The following is a 16085-nucleotide window of genomic DNA, read 5'->3' as shown; positions in this document are numbered from 1 at the left end:
TCTGGACGACCTCTTCCAAAACCTGAAAATCGAAAATTACTCCCTGCAGGCCGTTTCACCGCCTCCTTATTTTAATCCCCACAATTATGTTCAAATCTTTCGGCAGGGAATAGGTCTCGGGGAAATGGGAGAACTATCTCCCCAGGTCCGGTCCCTGTTTGATTTGAGGGAAACCGCTTTTCTTTTTGATTTAAATCTGGACCTGCTCCTGGCCCAAGGCCTTGAAATCCCTATTTTCAAACCCTGGCCAAAGTTTCCGGAGGTCACCAGGGATATGGCCTTGATTCTCAGCGAGAATATCCTCTGGCAGGAAATTCAGGAAGAAATCCTTTCCCTTAAAGAACCCCTCATTGAAGAGATTGAACTTTTCGACCTCTATTATGGAAAGCCGATCCCAAAAGGAAAAAAGAATATGGGGGTTCGCATCCATTATCGTTCGCCTGAAAAGACCCTTTCGGATGAAGGGGTCAATGCCATTCATGAAAGGCTCTTGAAAAAAGTTCTTGAGAAATTTGAGGCGACCTTAAGGGAAAAATAAAAGAAATTCTATTGAATATTGTTGATATTTCCTTCATAATAAAATGTGGCAACCTAAGAGATTGAATCCTTCTTCTTACGAGTCAATCCAAATCGTATTATTCCAACAGAAGGGAATCCATGGAAATAGAGGGAATTCCCAACAAACAGTACTTCAAAATCGGTGAAGTCAGTGCCCTGACCCAGTTGGAACCCTATGTCCTCCGTTATTGGGAGACCGAGTTTAAAATGATCCGTCCGGTCCGCTTCGGATCGAATCAGCGGATGTATCGCCGGAAGGATGTCGAAATCATCCTGGCCATCAAAAGGCTGCTATATGAAGAAGGATTTACCATAGCCGGAGCCAGGAAGAAACTGCTCCAGAATTCCAAGGAAGAAAAAGAAAAAAAAGCCCTCCCTAAAAACGATGGGACCAAAAACGAAGTTACCGACAGGATGGTGCCCTTGATGCGGGAAATTCAAAAAGAACTTACCGACCTGGTACAATTCCTTTCCAAGTAGCCCCTCAACCCCCTCTATGAAGCCCGGAAACATGGAAATTTTCATAGGCCATGGGCAATGGGCAATAGGCGAAGGGCAAGGTGAAATGAGTTTATGGTTTTTTATTGGCCTATAGCCTATAGCCTCGTGCCTATAGCCTGCATTTTTCTGTTTTCGCACTAACTTGGACCTGCAACAATTAAAATCCCTCATGGCCTCTTTCCCCCACCTTTCCGGGGTCTATCTCATGAAAGACCGCAAAGAGGAAATCCTTTATGTCGGGAAGGCCAAGGATCTGAAGAAAAGGGTCACTTCTTATTTAAAGGTTGAGGGGGTCAAAATCGCCTCCCTGCTCGAACGGGTGGAAGGTCTTGAATATATCATAACCACCAATGAAAAAGAGGCCTTGATCTTAGAGAGCAACCTGATCAAAAAGCATCATCCCCGCTACAACGTGGACCTTCGTGACGACAAACAATACCCCTGCTTAAGGCTCAGCCTGGAAGAGCCCTATCCCCGATTGCAAGTTGTACGAAAAATAAAGAAAGATAAATCTATATACTTCGGCCCGTTTTCATCAGCCGGAAAAATGCGGGCCACGGTCCATTATCTCCACAGGATCTTCCCCCTGCGTCAATGCCGGCAAAAAGAACTGCCCAGACGGTCCCGCCCTTGCTTATATTTTCAAACCGGCAAATGTCCCGGCCCTTGTCATGGAAAGATAAGCTCGGAGGAATATGGCCGGCGGGTCCAGGAGGTCATCTGGTTCCTGGAAGGCAAAAACCGCGATTTATTAAAAGGCCTCAACAGACAGATGCATCAGGCTTCGGAAAACCTGCGATTTGAAGAGGCGGCTGTCCTAAGGGATCGCATCAAGGCTATTTCGGAAACTTTACGGGAACAAAAGGTCGTCTCAACCCATTTCGTGGATGTGGATGTAATAGCCTTGATCGAGCAAGACGCGTCTATTGCAGCCGTAATCCTCTTTATCCGCCTCGGTTCGATCACCGGCATGACCCGTTTCCGGTTCAAAACACCGGTCCAGTCCCCGGAAGAATGCCTGGTTGATTTAATTCATCAATATTACCGAAACGGGAAATACATCCCGCAAAAACTGATGATCCCTTTTCCTTTGGAGGATTCCCCCCTGATAGAAGAGGTCCTCTCCGAATTAAAAGGTCAAAAAGTCGGGATCATGGTCCCCAGCCGGGGGGAAGGACGGCGCTGGATGGCCCTGGCTGAAGAAAACTGCCGGAACTTACAGGATAAAAAGGAACCGGCCCAGGATTACCTGGAGAACATAGCCCGGCCCGTCCAGGAAAAGCTGGAATTGGCTATCCTGCCCCAAACAGTCGGGGCCCTGGACATATCGAATATCCAGGGGGATCTGGCCGTAGGGTCCTGGGTGATTTTTGATCAGGGGCGGCCTGACAAAACCGGTTACCGCCGTTTTAAAATCAAGACCATTGACCAGCCCAATGATTATGCCATGATGGAAGAGATGATTAAAAGGCTGGTCCGCCATGAAAAACGATTGCCAGATCTGATCCTGGTGGATGGAGGTAAAGGCCAGTTGAATGTCCTGAAAAATGTCCTGGAAGAATTCTCCCAGGATCAAAAACCGGATATTCTGGCCCTGGCTAAAAGAACCTTTCGGACCCAGGGCGGAAAGGACGGCATTTATCTCCCTAACCGGAAAAACGCGGTCCGCTGGTCGCCCGATTCGCCCCTTTTACATTTTCTGGAAAAAGTCCGTGACGAAGCCCATCGCTTTGCCCTGGCCTACCATCATAAGTTGCGCGAAAAAGAAATTCGCCAAAAGGCGAAGCCTCTTCAATAGTCATCTGAAAGTGAAGGGGGGGAGTCAACATTACCTGTTGACAGTTCACTGGAGAATAACTAAGATTGACATGGTTTGTGTGACTGACGAGGGGCACACTTTGGCTTGGCGATATCATACCAACGGTTATTTCCCGTCACCCGTCACTCGTTACCCGTCACTTTAAGGAGGCTTTTATCATGTTCGGTATTGGAATGCCGGAATTTTTATTGATTCTGGTCGTGGCTCTTATAGTCCTGGGTCCCCAAAAACTGCCGGAACTGGCCCGGTCCATCGGAAAGGGGCTGGCCGAATTAAAAAAGTCGACCGAAGAAATCAAGGAAAATCTTAACGTCGGCGAAGAGCTCAAAGAGGTTCAAAAGGATCTTACCAATATTATTGAACCGACCCAATATTTAGACCCCCCCCTATCCCCCCCCGCTTCGGAGAATAGGGAAGAAAAAACCGAGTCCGAACCCGCCGCGGTAACGCCGGCTTCTTCATTTCCGAAAGCCCCAGATGCCTGATGTAAAAATGCCTTTTACCGCTCACCTGGCAGAACTCAGAAAGCGGCTGATCATCTGTTTCGTCGCCGTGGGGATCGGCTTCGGGGTGGCCTATGCCTACTCAGCCCAGATTTTTGAATGGCTGGTTCAACCCTTGATCGGGGTCCTTCCCCCCGGGGACAAGCTGGTTTTTACAGCCTTACCCGAGGCCTTTTTTATTTATCTAAAGGCCAGCTTGATCGCCGGAATCGTCCTGGCCTCTCCGGTTATTTTTTATGAGCTTTGGATGTTTATTGTTCCGGGGTTGCATCAAAAGGAAAAAAAGGTTGTCTTGCCTTTTGTAATGATCTCCTCTCTTTTATTTGCTGGAGGGGCTTTATTCGGCTACTACGTAGTTTTTCCCGTGGGATTTCGTTTTCTGGTCGGATTTTCCACGGAAAATATCCGGGCCCTGCCCTCCCTCCAATTATATCTTTCCTTTTGTCTGAAACTGTTGCTGGGGTTCGGTTTGGTCTTTGAGTTCCCGGTCCTGGCCTATTTTTTAGGGCGGGTCGGCATCATCAATTCCCGGATGATGGCCCAAAATCGACGTATCGCCATTCTGCTCATTTTCATCGTGGCTGCCGTCATTACACCACCCGACGTGGTCTCCCAGATCCTGCTGGCCGTCCCGCTCTATCTGCTTTATGAAATCAGCATCCTGATCGTTAAATTCACCGGAAAGGGGAAAAAACAAGGAGATGAAGAAGGCGTCTAACCCAGCACTTCCCTTATCTTCTTCGATAGTTCCACCACATGGAAGGGTTTCTGAATAAAACCATTGCAGCCGTCTTCCATAATCCGCGCGGCCTGCCCGTTCAGGCTGTACCCGCTTGAAAGGATGGCTTTGAGAAGCGGGTTCAGACCCTTTAACATTTTGTATACTTCTCCGCCGCTCATGACCGGCATAACCATATCGAGGATCACCAGATCGATCCTTTCTTTGTTTTTTTGATAAACCACAAGGGCCTCCTCTCCGCTTTTTGCTAAGAGAACCGTATAGCCCAATCTCTGCAATAGGGCTTTCCCCACGTGGAGGATCTCCTCCTGGTCGTCAACCAGCAGAATGGTTTCCGTTCCGGTCAACAGGGTATCGGAACTCTCCTTTTCTTCGATCACGGTTTTTCCGGAAGCGGGAAGATACAAACTGAAAGTTGTTCCTTTCATTTTTTCACTATAGACATTAATGGTACCCCCATGATTTTTGATCACCCCGTAAGCGGAGGCCAGCCCCAACCCGGTCCCCCTCCCCATTTCTTTGGTGGTAAAGAAAGGTTCGAATATCCTCTGTCTGGTGGCCTCATCCATACCCAGACCATTATCGGTTATGGAGACCTTCACATAATTCCCAGGCTTTATGGCCAGGAATTGGGCTTGCGAGTCATCGACCAGGATATTGCCGGTTTCCAGATAAAGTTCGCCGCCTCCGGGCATGGCCTGCCAGGCATTGACGAAGAGGTTCAAAAGCACCTGTTCCATCTGCCCCCGGTCGACCTCCACGGTCCAAAGATCTTTTTCCAGTTTCTTGTGGATGCTGATCTCCTTTTTCGTCCGGCCGAACAGTTCGGAAGACCTGACCAGCAGTTTGTTTAAGTCCGTGGTCTTTATTTCATACCTGCCCCGCCGGGCAAAACCCAAAAGTTGTCTGGTTAATTCCGCCCCGCTTTGGACCTGTCTTTCAATAATTTTAAGTTTCTCATAATTCGGATCCTCGGGATCCGTTTCCAACAGCATAAGCGCGGTGTAGCCGAGGATGGTCATGAGCAGGTTGTTGAAATCGTGGGCGACACCACCGGCCAGGGTTCCAATGGCTTCCATTTTTTGGGCCTGATGAAGCTGGGTCTCCAGGGTCTTTTCCCGGGTGATGTCAAGAAGGACTCCGGTGGCGGCCCGCCGACCCTTATAGACCATGGAACTTCCAAACGATTTTATTGTAATCGCCTTCCCGTCTTTCCGGAAGGCCCTGAATTCGTATTCCAGAATTTCTATTTCACCGCCCACTCTTTTTTCAATATTTTCCTGGACCCTCTTTTTATCCTCGGGGTGAACGATAAACAGGGGATGCTTTTTGTCGACAATCTCCTCGCAGTCATACCCGAAAATCTCACAAAACCCCTTATTGACAAACCGCAACAGATCATCCTGTATAATGCAAATCCCGACCAGGGAATTCTCCACCACATTACGGTATTTGGCTTCGGATTCCTGGAGGGCCTTTTCGACCCGCTTCTGTTCGGTGATATCCTCACAACTCATGACGATCTCGCCGGTATTTAACATTACGGAGGTAAAGCTGGTTTCCTTCTGGAGCCCTTCTTTGCTGGTAACCGTATAGATTTTTGATCTTTTTTGACCTGGCTGGTCTTCTTTGAAATCGTTCTTCCAGTTAGCAAAAACGTCCCTTCGGTAGCCGGGATTCGGAAAGGCCTTTTGAAGCCAGGTTTTTCCATTGGGAATATCCGGCAAATCATAACCGAAGAGTTCTTTAAATCTGGGATTCAGATAAGTAAAGGTCCACATTTTATCTATTAAAATCATGCCAAAAGGGGCATTATCCGCCAGGGTCTGAAATCGCTGCCTTTCGCTTTGGATGGCCTTTTCCGCCTTTTCACGCTCGGCATTCTTGATTTCAAGGGCCTCCGCCATCTCATCAAAGACCCGGGCTAAATGGCCCAATTCATCATTCTTATAATCCAGGCCGGTTCGGGTCTTCAAATCCCCCTGTCCCAATCGGCGAGAGGCCTCCACCAGCTTATTGAGACGTTTGACAATAATGGTATTTCCCAAAAACCAGGCCGAAATCAAGGCAATAGCGAAGGCCCCCCCTAATAACATCACATTAACGATTATAAATTTCTTTGCGGGTAAAAGGGCTTTCTTTTCCGGAATGCTGACCCGCATAAAAAGATAGGGCGGACTCATGGTCGACAGATGAAATTTTTCATAGGCATTAAGACGTCTTACCCCATCCTGGCCGATATAGGGGAAAATCCCTTCTTTCGGTTGGATCGACATGAGACTGAATATCTCGGGCCGTTCGGTCTTGGCTGTCTTATTGTCCTGGGCCGGAGGGTTCCTAAAAAGAAGGGTGCCTTTGCGGTCACAAAAAGTTAATGTGGAACCTTGGGATAAACGATCTATGAAAAATATCCGGGCATAGCGGGCCAGGTCAAGAGAAACAGCCACCGCCCCTATGAACCGGTTTCCGGTATCCAAAAGGGGATAAGCAAAATGGAGGACCGGCCGGCTTAGGGCCGGGCAAACAGCGTATTCTCCTACCGAGAAATCCTTTGTCCTGACGACATCCTGAAAAAATTTTCCGGAGGCAAGACTTATCGGGGCAGGCGACAGGGGCGCAGCCGAAGAGGATACCAGGATCCCTTGAGCATTAGTAACAAAAATGTTTCCATATAAAAGATTTTGTTTCTGTAATTCCTCAAGGAGCTGGTTACTTCCTCCCTTCTGCAGGTTCCGTATTTCCGGCACCTTCGCCAAAGTCATGAGAAACTGACGCGTGCTCTCCACAGCCCCTTCATGGTCATGGGCGAGGTCCTGGACTACCCGCAGGGCTTCAGACCTGGCCATATCAATGGCATGGGTGCTCCGTTCTATTCCTGAATAGATAATAATTCCCAGGGCCGGTAGAATAGAGATTAATACCAGCAACAGCAGATGCATTCTAACTGTCTTGAAAAAGGAGAATTTCACAGCGCCCTCCTTTTCTTTGTGGACCTTCAGGATCTATTTTTATTATTTCGGCATTTTAGAGAAATTTCTGAAGCTCATGATTCCTGGGCCGAGTTCAAAGGAAAGCGTACGATCATGGTTGTGGAATCCTTCCCGACTTTCACCTCAATTTGCCCTTTGAGCAGTCTAACGAGACGGTGGGTGATGTAGATCCCCCGGCCCCGCCCTTCTCCTTCGAGGAGTTTCAGCCGGTCTTCGTCGGAGATTTGCCCGCTGTTGGCAATCTCGGCGCAGGCCCAGGGGCCTTCCGCATAGGTGCGCACCGACAACTTCCCCCCCTTTAAAGGAATGGCCTTGGTGGCATTGCTGAGCAGGTTGTCCAGGATACGTTCGAGGTGTAAGGGGAAGGAGCGCACCAGGAGTGGCTCCTGGTAGGGCCCCTCCCGCAGGGTCACATTGGCTTTCAACATCTCCTTGATGGCCTCTTTATTGATCTCGAATCGCTTTTTCAGGACCTCCGTCAGGTTAACGACCTGCTCTTTACCGGTCCATTGGATGCTCAAGGCCATCTCCTGGATACGGCTGGTCTCGTCTACCAGGATATCCAGGTACTTTTTAATGGTCTCCTGGTCGGCTGCCGGGCTTTCCTGCTGAAGCATGGTCTTCAGCCTTCGGGCAAATCCTGCAATGGCTATGGCCGGATTTTTAAAGTCATGCAGCGTGTCATCAAGCTGCTCAATCTTCTGGGCACGCATAAGTTCCCGGCCTAAAAAAAGAAAGATCTCGATCTCCCATTCGCTGTATCCTTTTCTAAGATCCAGGGCGTCAAAAGTCATAAAATGAGTAATCTCTTCATTGACCTTCAGCGGGACATAAAGGATGGAGTTGATGTTGTGATTAGCTGCAAACCGCTTCAGGTTATTGGAAATCCAGGGACTCCGCTGGGGATCGATGATAAGGAGATAAGAGGGCGTCACCACCTCAAATGGGGACTCCTGGCGGTATTCTTCCCGTCCCAGCAGGATTTCAAAGGCCGGTTCACTCTTTATCGGAAAACTCTTTCCGATTCCATGATATCCCGTTGCATCCGGGTAGCCGGCCTCCAGGACCACCTGTTCCAGATCGTCTGAGACAGAAAAGAGGGCGCTGCTCTGGACGTTGATGATGTCGGCAATCTCAGGAATCACCCGGATAAAGACATCTTTCATCTTGATCCCTCCCCGGGAACCAAGCTTCTGAAAAACCTTCTGGACAATGGCCTCTTTTTTCTCGTTGATCCGGTAAAGGGAAAGGACCTTCTTCCGGCCCATGACAAAACTGAGTCTCCGGGCCATGAGTTCGGCCATCTGGATATCCAGGGGCGGAAATCGGCGATTATCATCACGGTAATAGATCTGAATGACGCCGACCGTCTCTCTTTCATGGGGGAAAAACCGGGGAATAGCAAAAGGCACGGCCATCATGGAGCGGACTCCCCGGCGATCGATAACACCTTTATCCCGGTACAGGTCTTCCCGCAGAATACTGGGGACCAGGTAGGTCTGTCGCCTCTTGACGACCTCTCCGGCAATGGTGTTCTCCAGAGGGATGGTGGTTTTTCGGGAAGTCTCCTGATAGGGATGGGATCCGAAGGAAAGCATCTGGCCGGTGTTCGGATCGTAAATTCTGACCGAGGCCGAAAGGGCCCCCAGAAACTCCACCATGTACCGGGTTACGATCGTTAAGATCTCGGGCTCGGAGAGGTCCGGATTTATTTCTATGATTTCTTCGACCTTCCCGGATATCTCGGTCAGAAAGTCGGGCAGGAAAGACCCCTGAAGGGCTGCCGCCAGGTGCTCCCAAAAGCGCTCACTCTGGCAGTCATAGGCCCAGGGTTCATTCCGCATAGCCTGGATAAGTTTGTCCACAGAACGTCCAATCATTTACGTCTCACAGGGTTTAGCTCGAACTAAACCCTCATGCCCCATGGAGGCACCACGAAGCATGAAAATGTCTTTCGCTGATCCCCGACCCCTGGCCCCTGATCCCTGAATCGTTTGTCTTTCTTGAATCTTGCATCCTGCAACTTGAAACTTTATTTTCTAACTAATAGCCCATCGGCTCACCGACCAGCTTGACGTGAATCCGGTCCTTGACGGCCTGGCCTTCAATGATGGACCACATATTACAGATACGGCTGGGTGTGCGGCAGTCGGCGCATAGACCGGTTTCCGTACAGGGGTTCGGCAGATTCAGCCGGATGTTGTTTAAAGGAGCGGCATAATGTTTCACCCGCTTCAAAGCGCTGTCCAGATCCGGAGATACCTTGTTCATCCCCACCACCAGAATGACTTTCCGGGGACCGAAAGCCATGGCCGCCACCCGATTTCCCATCCCGTCCAGATTGACCAGGGTCCCGTTCAAGGTAATGGCATTGGTACTGGAGATCATGATGTCGGCTGAAAGGCCCCGGCGGCGCTGGTTAAGCCCCTCTTCCGGGGAATATTCCGGCAGGTAGGGATCGATAACCGTAACATTGGGGAGGGCTTTCAGGGTCTCCCAAAACCCCATTTCCACCAGGGAACTCGATCCGCAACGGAATACCGTAGCCCCCACCGGGATCATCCGGAGCACCTCTTCTTTGGCCTGGTTTATGGTCGGGGCGAAACTTCCGGCCATCCGTTTTTTCTCTAATTCCTTGATGATCTGAAGGGCGGTCTTTTCATTATACTTCTCAAGAACCGTATTCATTTTTCCCTTTGGCTCCTTTCCGTCTTTTTTTGTTTATTAAATCTTCATGCCCCTGGGTGCCCCACGAAGCATGAAAATATTTTTTCTATTTTCGAACTAAGTGTATTGGATAATGATGCCATAGTCAAGCCCTACTGTTTTATCGATCCTTTTCCGGACATCTTCCTTTTTTAGTAACAATTTAGCCCTATGAAAAACTTGAAACTTTTACTTGAAAATCCTGACTTTCGCACACGTCATTCCGGTGAAAACCGGAATCCAGGTTCTTTTCGTCTCAGCATAACGTCTGGATTCCGGTGCCTGCCCCGGACCTGATCCAGGGTTCACCGGAATGACGGAGAGGTTATCGACGTTTTTTCAAAAAGCTAAACTGATACCTTTTTTATAATCATTGGGGGAAAAAAATGATATAATAAAGTTTCGATTCTATAAGTCCCCTTCCCTATGGAAGGAAATTCGGCCGATTAAAGGAAAAAATTGTGGACGGAAAAAAAATAAAAGAACAGAAATCCCAGGCCCCCGAGGCAAGTTGAATGATATGATACCCTTTCCCAACATCGACCCGGTCCTCATCTCCTTTGGTCCTTTGCAGATCCGTTGGTATGGATTGATGTATATACTCGGATTTTTGTCTTCCTTTCTGATCGTCCGTTTTCAACTGGTCCGGCAAAAATCCCCCCTCCTTACCAAAGATCAACTGCTGGACCTCTACTTCTACCTCGTCCTGGGTTTGATCCTTGGAGCCCGTGTGGGCTATATCTTCTTTTATAATTTCAGAGAGTACCTTCAACACCCCTTGGAAATCGTAGCGGTCTGGCATGGCGGCATGTCCTTCCATGGCGGGTTATTGGGGGTGCTGGTGGCCAGTTGGTGGTATTGCCGGAAAAACCGGATTTCCCTTATGGCCCTGGGAGACCTGCTTATCATTACGGCCCCGATAGGCTTGGGGTTAGGAAGATTAGCCAATTTTATCAATGGAGAACTTTACGGCCGGATCACCTCCGTTCCCTGGGGCATGGTCTTCCCCCAGGGTGGCCCATTTCCCCGCCACCCTTCTCAGCTCTATGAGGCCTTCCTGGAAGGGGCTGTGCTTTTCCTTCTCCTCTGGATAGGGAGAAACGCTAAGACCTTCCCCGGGGCCTTGGTAGCCCGCTTTTTCCTCTTTTACGGCGCCTTCCGCATCCTGGTCGAATTTTTCCGGGAGCCGGATGTCCAGGTCGGTTATCTCTTCGGATTGTTGACCATGGGACAGATCCTCAGCATCCTGATGATCCTGGCCGGCGGGCTCCTGGTCTTCGGCCTTCGGGCTAAAAAGACTGTCTGAAGAGGCATTTTTCAGGAGGAATAAATGTTCACCTTAGGCGAAATTATTGATCTGGCTGTTCGTATCGAGAAGAACGGGGAAATGTCCTATCGAAAGGCGCAAAAAGAGGTTTCGGATGCTTCTTTGGCCGATCTGCTCGGCCGGCTGGCCGATGAAGAGGCCGAGCATGAAAAATGGTTTCTCCGGTTCAAGGAAAAGGTGACACCTGATCAGGAAGATCCGCGGTTAGAGGAAATGGGCAAAGCCGTAATGCAGGGCGTATTGGGGGAACAGGCCTTTTCTGTCTCGGAAGCAGATTTCTCCAGGATAGAAGACCGGGATAGTCTGCTTACCCTGTCCGTGGAATTTGAAAAAGACACTGTCCTTTTTTATGAAATGCTGGGTGCCTTTATCGAAGATGAAAAAACCCTGGAAAAACTGGATCAAATCATCCAGGAAGAAAACCGTCATATCCGGCTCCTTAATGAATCCCTCAAGAATAAGACACCGCTCCCATCCTTTAAAGGACCGGCTTGAGGCGCTTCCTCTTTAATTTCAACAAATCCTGGGGAGTTGTTCCCCGGCCAGCATATCCATCAGGCGTTTGCCGCCGATATTGGTTTTCAGCACCACCTTTCCGGGGTTTTCGGCCTTAACCTCTCCGATCAGGGCCGCCTGCTGACCATAGGGATTTTTCTTCATCACCTTCAGTACGGCCTCGGCTTGAAGGGCAGGAAGAATGGCAATCAATTTTCCTTCATTGGCGATATAAAAAGGGTCCAGCCCCAGGATCTCGGCAGCGGCTGCGACGCTCTCCCGAATGGGAACCGCTTCTTCCCGGATTTCTATCCCCACTTTAGACTGCCTGGCGATTTCATTCAGGGTGGTCGCCAGACCCCCCCGGGTGGGATCCCGAAGGACATGGATTTCCGCCCCGGTCTCGATCATCTCCCGGACCAGGTGGTTTAAAGGGGCGGCATCGCTTTTAAGAGTGGACTCAAAAGACAACCCTTCCCTTTTGGAAAGAATGGTCAGGCCGTGATCGCCGATCGTGCCGCTAACCAGGACCGCATCTCCGAGCCTGGCGTTCTGCCCGGCGATATCGATCCCCTCGGGGATAAGGCCGATCCCGGCAGTGTTAATAAAGATCTTGTCAACATTGCCCTTGGGGACCACCTTGGTGTCGCCGGTCACGACATAAATCCCGGCTTCCCTGGCGGCCCTTTCCATGGAGAAGAGGATTTGTTCCAGGTCTTTTACGGGAAATCCTTCTTCGATAATAAACCCGACACTAAGATAATGGGGACAGGCCCCTCTCATAGCCAGGTCATTGACCGTACCGCAGATAGCCAAAGAACCGATATCGCCGCCTGGGAAAAAAATCGGATCCACCACATAACTGTCCGTAGTGAAGGCCAGCCTGGCCCCGTTCAGTTCAAAGACCGCGCTGTCATTTAAATCGTTTAAAACCGGATTTTGAAACCGGGGAACAAAGACTTTTTCAATTAATTCATGGGAGGCCCGGCCTCCGCTGCCGTGATCCAGTAAGATTTTATACATTTGATTTTTTAATAAGAATTTCCTTCTTGATGGAAAGAGTATAAGGAAAGAAAAAGGCACGGTCAAGGAGAAAAATAGGGCGGAAGGCACAGTGACAGCCTGTCTATTTTTTATGTCACACATGGCCATTCATTTTTGTCTAACAGGAAAAAGGATCAAAATGGCAAAAGAAACATCACCTGATAATCCAAGCCTTGAAAGCCTGGTTGATTCGGCCAAAGAAGGCCAAAGAGACGCCCTTGAAGAGCTGGTGAGAAGGATTCAGGACAGAATCTATAATCTGGCGCTCAGGTCTCTGTTTTTACCCGCCGACGCTGAGGACGCGACCCAGGAGATTTTAATCAAGGTCATTACCCACCTGGCCGACTTCAAAGGGGAGAGCCGGTTTACCACCTGGGTATTTCGCATTGCCGCCAACCATTTGCTCTCCACCCATAAACGCAGGGCAGAAAGGTGGGGATACTCCTTTGAAATGTGCGAGCAGGGAATTGAAAAAGCGTTAGCAATGTCACGCTTAGAAAATGTCAAGACCCCCGAAGATAACCTGATCGTCGAGGAGGTCAAACTGGCCTGTTTACAGGGGGTGTTGCTTTGTTTGAGCCGGGAGATTCGCCTGGCCTTTATCCTGGGGGTAGTTTTTGAAGTAACGAGCACCGAGGGCAGCCACATCTTGAACATTACACCCGATACCTTTCGCCAGCGTCTTTCCCGCGGAAGGAAGCAGATTCAGAATTTTATGATTAAACAATGCAGTCTGGTCAATCCGGAAAACCCCTGCGCCTGCGCTAAGTTGATTCCCCATGAAATTAAAATCAAGTTGCTCGATCCGGAAAACCTTCGGTTTGCCGGCCATCGCTGCTATGTTCGCGAAAACGGCTTGGCCGACTCCCGGCTTCAGGAGCTTGACAAATTGCAGCGCGTGGCCTTCCTCTTTCGGAGCCATCCGGAATATGCCGCACCGGTGAGCTTCGTGGAATCTATAAAGAAACTGGTGGAATCCGGAAGATTAGAAATGTTAAACGGCTGATAATCTACGGGCCTGATATGAGGAGGAAAATGTGATCGACATTGGAGTTGTATATTACCGCATGGGAGCTACCGGCAATACTATTGAGGCGACCTGGTATACCTCTCGTCTGGAAAAGAAGGAAACCGGAAGAGGCACGGCCACTGGCGACACTTCAAACGGGTTTCCCGGCGACTATGTCGTCACCTATCTTTATCCCGATGGCAGCGAAGCCGGAACCTTCGACCTCAAGATTGAAAAGACGGGCCCCATATACGATCTTTCTTATAGCAAGAACGGCGAAATTCTTTTTGTCGGAGTCGGAGTTGAAACTTCTGACGGTTTGGCGGCAGGCTATAGGAAGGCAGAATAGATGTGAATAATTTCTTAACACTATCTAAATCAAGGAGGAACGGCGTGGAAATCAATAAAGAATTGCTGGCTCCCTGCGGGCTGTACTGCGGGGTTTGTGCGATCATGATGGCCCACAGGGACAATAATCAAAAGCTAAAGGAACGATTAGCCCCTGCCTATGGAGTTTCACCGGAGGAGATTCGCTGCCGGGGATGTTTATCCGACGAGGTGTTTGGCTACTGCACCACTTGCGCGATCAAGTCCTGCACCCGGCAAAAAGGCTATGAAGGGTGTCACCAGTGTTCTGAATTTCCCTGTGAGCATATCCACAATTTTCCTGTTCCCGTAGGCCGGAAGGTCATTTTGCGGGCTGTCCCGCAGCGGCGCGAAATGGGGACGGAGAAATGGGTCGAGGCCGAGGAAAAGCGCTACCGCTGCCCCCATTGTGGTGAACAGCTTTTCAGGGGAGTAAAACGCTGCCGCCATTGTCAAGAAATCGTAAATCCGGACTAAGGAAAACATCATGGCTGAGGTGAAAGACTATACGTCGGGTAAAGTGCTTGAGGCAATCAAACAGACGCTGGAGATCTGCGACTCTTTTCAAGGCTCCCTCAAAGACTCTAAGATTGGAAATCGACTACGGGAAGAAACGGGTAAGTCCGATCCAAGACGGATGGGTCCAGGGGAAGTAACACAGTTGGTACGACAGTCAAGCATGTATGCGGTGGGAGAACGGGTTTGTCGGGCGGTATTCAAGGATTCTCCGAGGACGGAATCCGTGTTTTTGGATGAACTGGCCGAAGGGATGGTAGAGATCGGATGGGCCCAATACGTAACGCAAGAAGAAGCCCTTGATGTTCTGGGAAAATACCCCAAGAATCCGATTGTAGTCTCCAAAGTATCAGGGAAACACGCAGAAATCTGTAACACCTGGCCCGAGAGATGCGTATACTGGAACCTGGAAAAACACGGATTGAAATGTATAAGCAGGCGGGGTGATCTGCGGAAACCTCAAAATCCTGATCATGGGGCAGCCTCATAGAAAGAAGGTTGGGAATCCGAGTAGTCTATCTGAAATTCGAGGGCTTTTGGTTTGTGTGGGGGTCTCTGGTTGGTTTGCCATACGCCCACGTGCAAAAGAATCTTGTTGATTACTTCCTGGTCCTCTATACTGATGATAAATACGGATCAATCCCTGGCACTTGGGGCAGGTTAGGGGGTCTACCTTCCCGGATCATGTCCGGGACAGGCTGCTATCTTTTGGATCAGTAGCGCCAAAATTAGGCGCTATTGGGTTTTTTGTTTTCATCTGGTTCCAGGACACAGGGGATGAGGGCATCCTCATTTTCCTTTTGACGAAGTCCCCGGGAGACGTTACTATAAAAGAGTTTGCAACCGAAGTCCGGGATAAATTAGCGGTACGACCATTAATGAAAGGAAAATCAGGACATGTCCAAGAAAAGCGATGAAATCCTATCCACAGCGATGGAGTTGACCCTTGAAGAACGTGCTCAATTGGCAGGAAAACTCCTCTTAAGTTTAGATGAGCCCCTTGACATCGAAGTTGAACAGCTCTGGGTGGAAGAGGCAGAGCGTCGGCTCAAAGAGTTCCGTGATGGCAAGATAAAAGGAATTCCCGCCGATGAAGTCTTCCGTCGCGCGATATCGGACATTTCATGAAAACGGAGTTCTTTCCCGAAGCTGACCAGGAATTTCGGGAAGCTGTCCGCTACTACGAGGAAGAAGCCCCAGGCGTCGGTATGTTTTTCATAGTTGAGGTACACAGGGCAGTTTCATTCATCGTACAGAACCCGTACGCAGCGGGAGCAGTCGGCAGCGGCATACGGCGGAAGGTTCTCGACCACTTCCCTTACAATATTCTATATTCCGTCGGACCCGAGTTGATCGTGATCGTTGCTGTCGCCCATCAAAAGAGGCGTCCGAGATACTGGCAAGGCAGGACGAAAAGGTTGAAGGAATGGATGAACCGAACAAAAGGCTGAAACGGATGTTCTGATTTAAGGTTAATATTTATTCCTGATATTTAAAATAAGCCGCGCAGGT

At 49.5% G+C, this 16085-nt stretch carries 17 protein-coding genes; 13 read left to right on the top strand and 4 right to left on the bottom strand.

Going from position 1 to position 16085, the window contains the following annotated elements:
• The 5 genes from HY879_00495 to tatC all read left to right on the top strand — a co-directional run.
• Nucleotides 1-538, top strand: a 538-nt coding sequence (locus tag HY879_00495; GenBank protein ID MBI5601812.1) for a hypothetical protein, incomplete at its 5' end; no start/stop codon positions are given.
• Nucleotides 539-657: 119 nt separating this feature from the next.
• Nucleotides 658-1038, top strand: coding sequence for a MerR family transcriptional regulator (locus HY879_00490; GenBank protein MBI5601811.1), 381 nt, complete (start codon nt 658-660; stop codon nt 1036-1038).
• A gap of 190 nt (nt 1039-1228) precedes the next feature.
• On the top strand, nt 1229-2857 hold the full coding sequence (gene uvrC / locus HY879_00485) for an excinuclease ABC subunit UvrC (protein MBI5601810.1): 1629 nt from the start codon (nt 1229-1231) through the stop codon (nt 2855-2857).
• 179 nt (nt 2858-3036) lie between these two features.
• Nucleotides 3037-3363 carry a twin-arginine translocase subunit TatB gene (tatB, locus tag HY879_00480; GenBank protein ID MBI5601809.1) on the top strand — a complete coding sequence of 109 codons (327 nt, stop codon included), beginning with the start codon at nt 3037-3039 and terminating at the stop codon, nt 3361-3363.
• Nucleotides 3356-4099 (top strand): twin-arginine translocase subunit TatC, encoded by a 744-nt coding sequence (tatC, locus tag HY879_00475; GenBank protein MBI5601808.1) that lies wholly within the window; start codon nt 3356-3358, stop codon nt 4097-4099. The genes tatB and tatC overlap by 8 nt, the downstream gene beginning before the upstream one ends.
• Here tatC and HY879_00470 read toward each other — a convergent pair.
• The 3 genes from HY879_00470 to HY879_00460 form a co-directional block, all read right to left on the bottom strand.
• Nucleotides 4096-7089, bottom strand: a complete 2994-nt coding sequence (locus HY879_00470; protein ID MBI5601807.1) for a PAS domain S-box protein — start codon at nt 7087-7089, stop codon at nt 4096-4098. The genes tatC and HY879_00470 overlap by 4 nt on opposite strands.
• Before the next feature lie 74 nt (nt 7090-7163).
• The gene (locus HY879_00465) at nt 7164-8990 is read right to left on the bottom strand and encodes a GAF domain-containing sensor histidine kinase (GenBank protein ID MBI5601806.1); all 1827 of its coding nucleotides are present in this window, start codon (nt 8988-8990) and stop codon (nt 7164-7166) included.
• A gap of 163 nt (nt 8991-9153) precedes the next feature.
• Nucleotides 9154-9798 (bottom strand): lactate utilization protein, encoded by a 645-nt coding sequence (locus HY879_00460; GenBank protein MBI5601805.1) that lies wholly within the window; start codon nt 9796-9798, stop codon nt 9154-9156.
• Nucleotides 9799-10336: 538 nt separating this feature from the next.
• On the opposite strand from HY879_00460, the gene HY879_00455 reads away from it, so the two are divergent.
• Nucleotides 10337-11122 carry a prolipoprotein diacylglyceryl transferase gene (locus HY879_00455; protein MBI5601804.1) on the top strand — a complete coding sequence of 262 codons (786 nt, stop codon included), beginning with the start codon at nt 10337-10339 and terminating at the stop codon, nt 11120-11122.
• A 24-nt stretch (nt 11123-11146) separates the two neighbouring features.
• Nucleotides 11147-11638: a ferritin family protein gene (locus HY879_00450; protein MBI5601803.1), complete on the top strand. Its 492-nt coding sequence runs from the start codon at nt 11147-11149 to the stop codon at nt 11636-11638.
• An 18-nt stretch (nt 11639-11656) separates the two neighbouring features.
• Here HY879_00450 and hypE read toward each other — a convergent pair whose 3' ends face one another.
• Nucleotides 11657-12661, bottom strand: coding sequence for a hydrogenase expression/formation protein HypE (gene hypE, locus HY879_00445; GenBank protein MBI5601802.1), 1005 nt, complete (start codon nt 12659-12661; stop codon nt 11657-11659).
• Nucleotides 12662-12821: 160 nt separating this feature from the next.
• Here hypE and HY879_00440 point away from each other — a divergent pair, with 160 nt between their 5' ends.
• The 6 genes from HY879_00440 (at nt 12822) to HY879_00415 (ending at nt 16024) form a co-directional block, all read left to right on the top strand.
• On the top strand, nt 12822-13688 hold the full coding sequence (locus HY879_00440) for an RNA polymerase sigma factor (protein MBI5601801.1): 867 nt from the start codon (nt 12822-12824) through the stop codon (nt 13686-13688).
• 31 nt (nt 13689-13719) lie between these two features.
• The gene (locus tag HY879_00435; GenBank protein ID MBI5601800.1) at nt 13720-14040 is read left to right on the top strand and encodes a hypothetical protein; all 321 of its coding nucleotides are present in this window, start codon (nt 13720-13722) and stop codon (nt 14038-14040) included.
• Nucleotides 14041-14084: 44 nt separating this feature from the next.
• Entirely contained in the window at nt 14085-14534 is a 450-nt protein-coding gene (locus tag HY879_00430) for a DUF3795 domain-containing protein (protein MBI5601799.1), read from the top strand.
• A 10-nt stretch (nt 14535-14544) separates the two neighbouring features.
• A complete protein-coding gene (locus HY879_00425; GenBank protein ID MBI5601798.1) occupies nt 14545-15063 on the top strand; it encodes a hypothetical protein in 519 nt (172 codons plus the stop codon).
• 407 nt (nt 15064-15470) lie between these two features.
• Nucleotides 15471-15701, top strand: coding sequence for an addiction module protein (locus HY879_00420; protein MBI5601797.1), 231 nt, complete (start codon nt 15471-15473; stop codon nt 15699-15701).
• Nucleotides 15698-16024: a type II toxin-antitoxin system RelE/ParE family toxin gene (locus tag HY879_00415; GenBank protein ID MBI5601796.1), complete on the top strand. Its 327-nt coding sequence runs from the start codon at nt 15698-15700 to the stop codon at nt 16022-16024. Before HY879_00420 ends, HY879_00415 begins: the two co-directional genes overlap by 4 nt.
• Nucleotides 16025-16085 lie beyond the last annotated feature (61 nt).

This window comes from Deltaproteobacteria bacterium (assembly GCA_016219225.1).
In the GTDB taxonomy this organism is placed as follows: Bacteria; Desulfobacterota; RBG-13-43-22; order RBG-13-43-22; family RBG-13-43-22; genus RBG-13-43-22.
This window is presented reverse-complemented; position numbering and strand designations above follow the sequence as displayed.

Bases quoted from the DNA above. Each gene is read 5' to 3' on its own strand.
- HY879_00490 (MBI5601811.1), top strand. From the start codon at position 658: ATGGAAATAGAGGGAATTCCCAACAAACAGTACTTCAAAATCGGTGAA.
- uvrC (MBI5601810.1), top strand. From the start codon at position 1,229: ATGGCCTCTTTCCCCCACCTTTCCGGGGTCTATCTCATGAAAGACCGC.
- tatB (MBI5601809.1), top strand. From the start codon at position 3,037: ATGTTCGGTATTGGAATGCCGGAATTTTTATTGATTCTGGTCGTGGCT.
- tatC (MBI5601808.1), top strand. From the start codon at position 3,356: ATGCCTGATGTAAAAATGCCTTTTACCGCTCACCTGGCAGAACTCAGA.
- HY879_00465 (MBI5601806.1), bottom strand. From the start codon at position 8,990: ATGATTGGACGTTCTGTGGACAAACTTATCCAGGCTATGCGGAATGAA.
- HY879_00460 (MBI5601805.1), bottom strand. From the start codon at position 9,798: ATGAATACGGTTCTTGAGAAGTATAATGAAAAGACCGCCCTTCAGATC.
- HY879_00455 (MBI5601804.1), top strand. From the start codon at position 10,337: ATGATACCCTTTCCCAACATCGACCCGGTCCTCATCTCCTTTGGTCCT.
- HY879_00450 (MBI5601803.1), top strand. From the start codon at position 11,147: ATGTTCACCTTAGGCGAAATTATTGATCTGGCTGTTCGTATCGAGAAG.
- hypE (MBI5601802.1), bottom strand. From the start codon at position 12,661: ATGTATAAAATCTTACTGGATCACGGCAGCGGAGGCCGGGCCTCCCAT.
- HY879_00440 (MBI5601801.1), top strand. From the start codon at position 12,822: ATGGCAAAAGAAACATCACCTGATAATCCAAGCCTTGAAAGCCTGGTT.
- HY879_00425 (MBI5601798.1), top strand. From the start codon at position 14,545: ATGGCTGAGGTGAAAGACTATACGTCGGGTAAAGTGCTTGAGGCAATC.
- HY879_00420 (MBI5601797.1), top strand. From the start codon at position 15,471: ATGTCCAAGAAAAGCGATGAAATCCTATCCACAGCGATGGAGTTGACC.
- HY879_00415 (MBI5601796.1), top strand. From the start codon at position 15,698: ATGAAAACGGAGTTCTTTCCCGAAGCTGACCAGGAATTTCGGGAAGCT.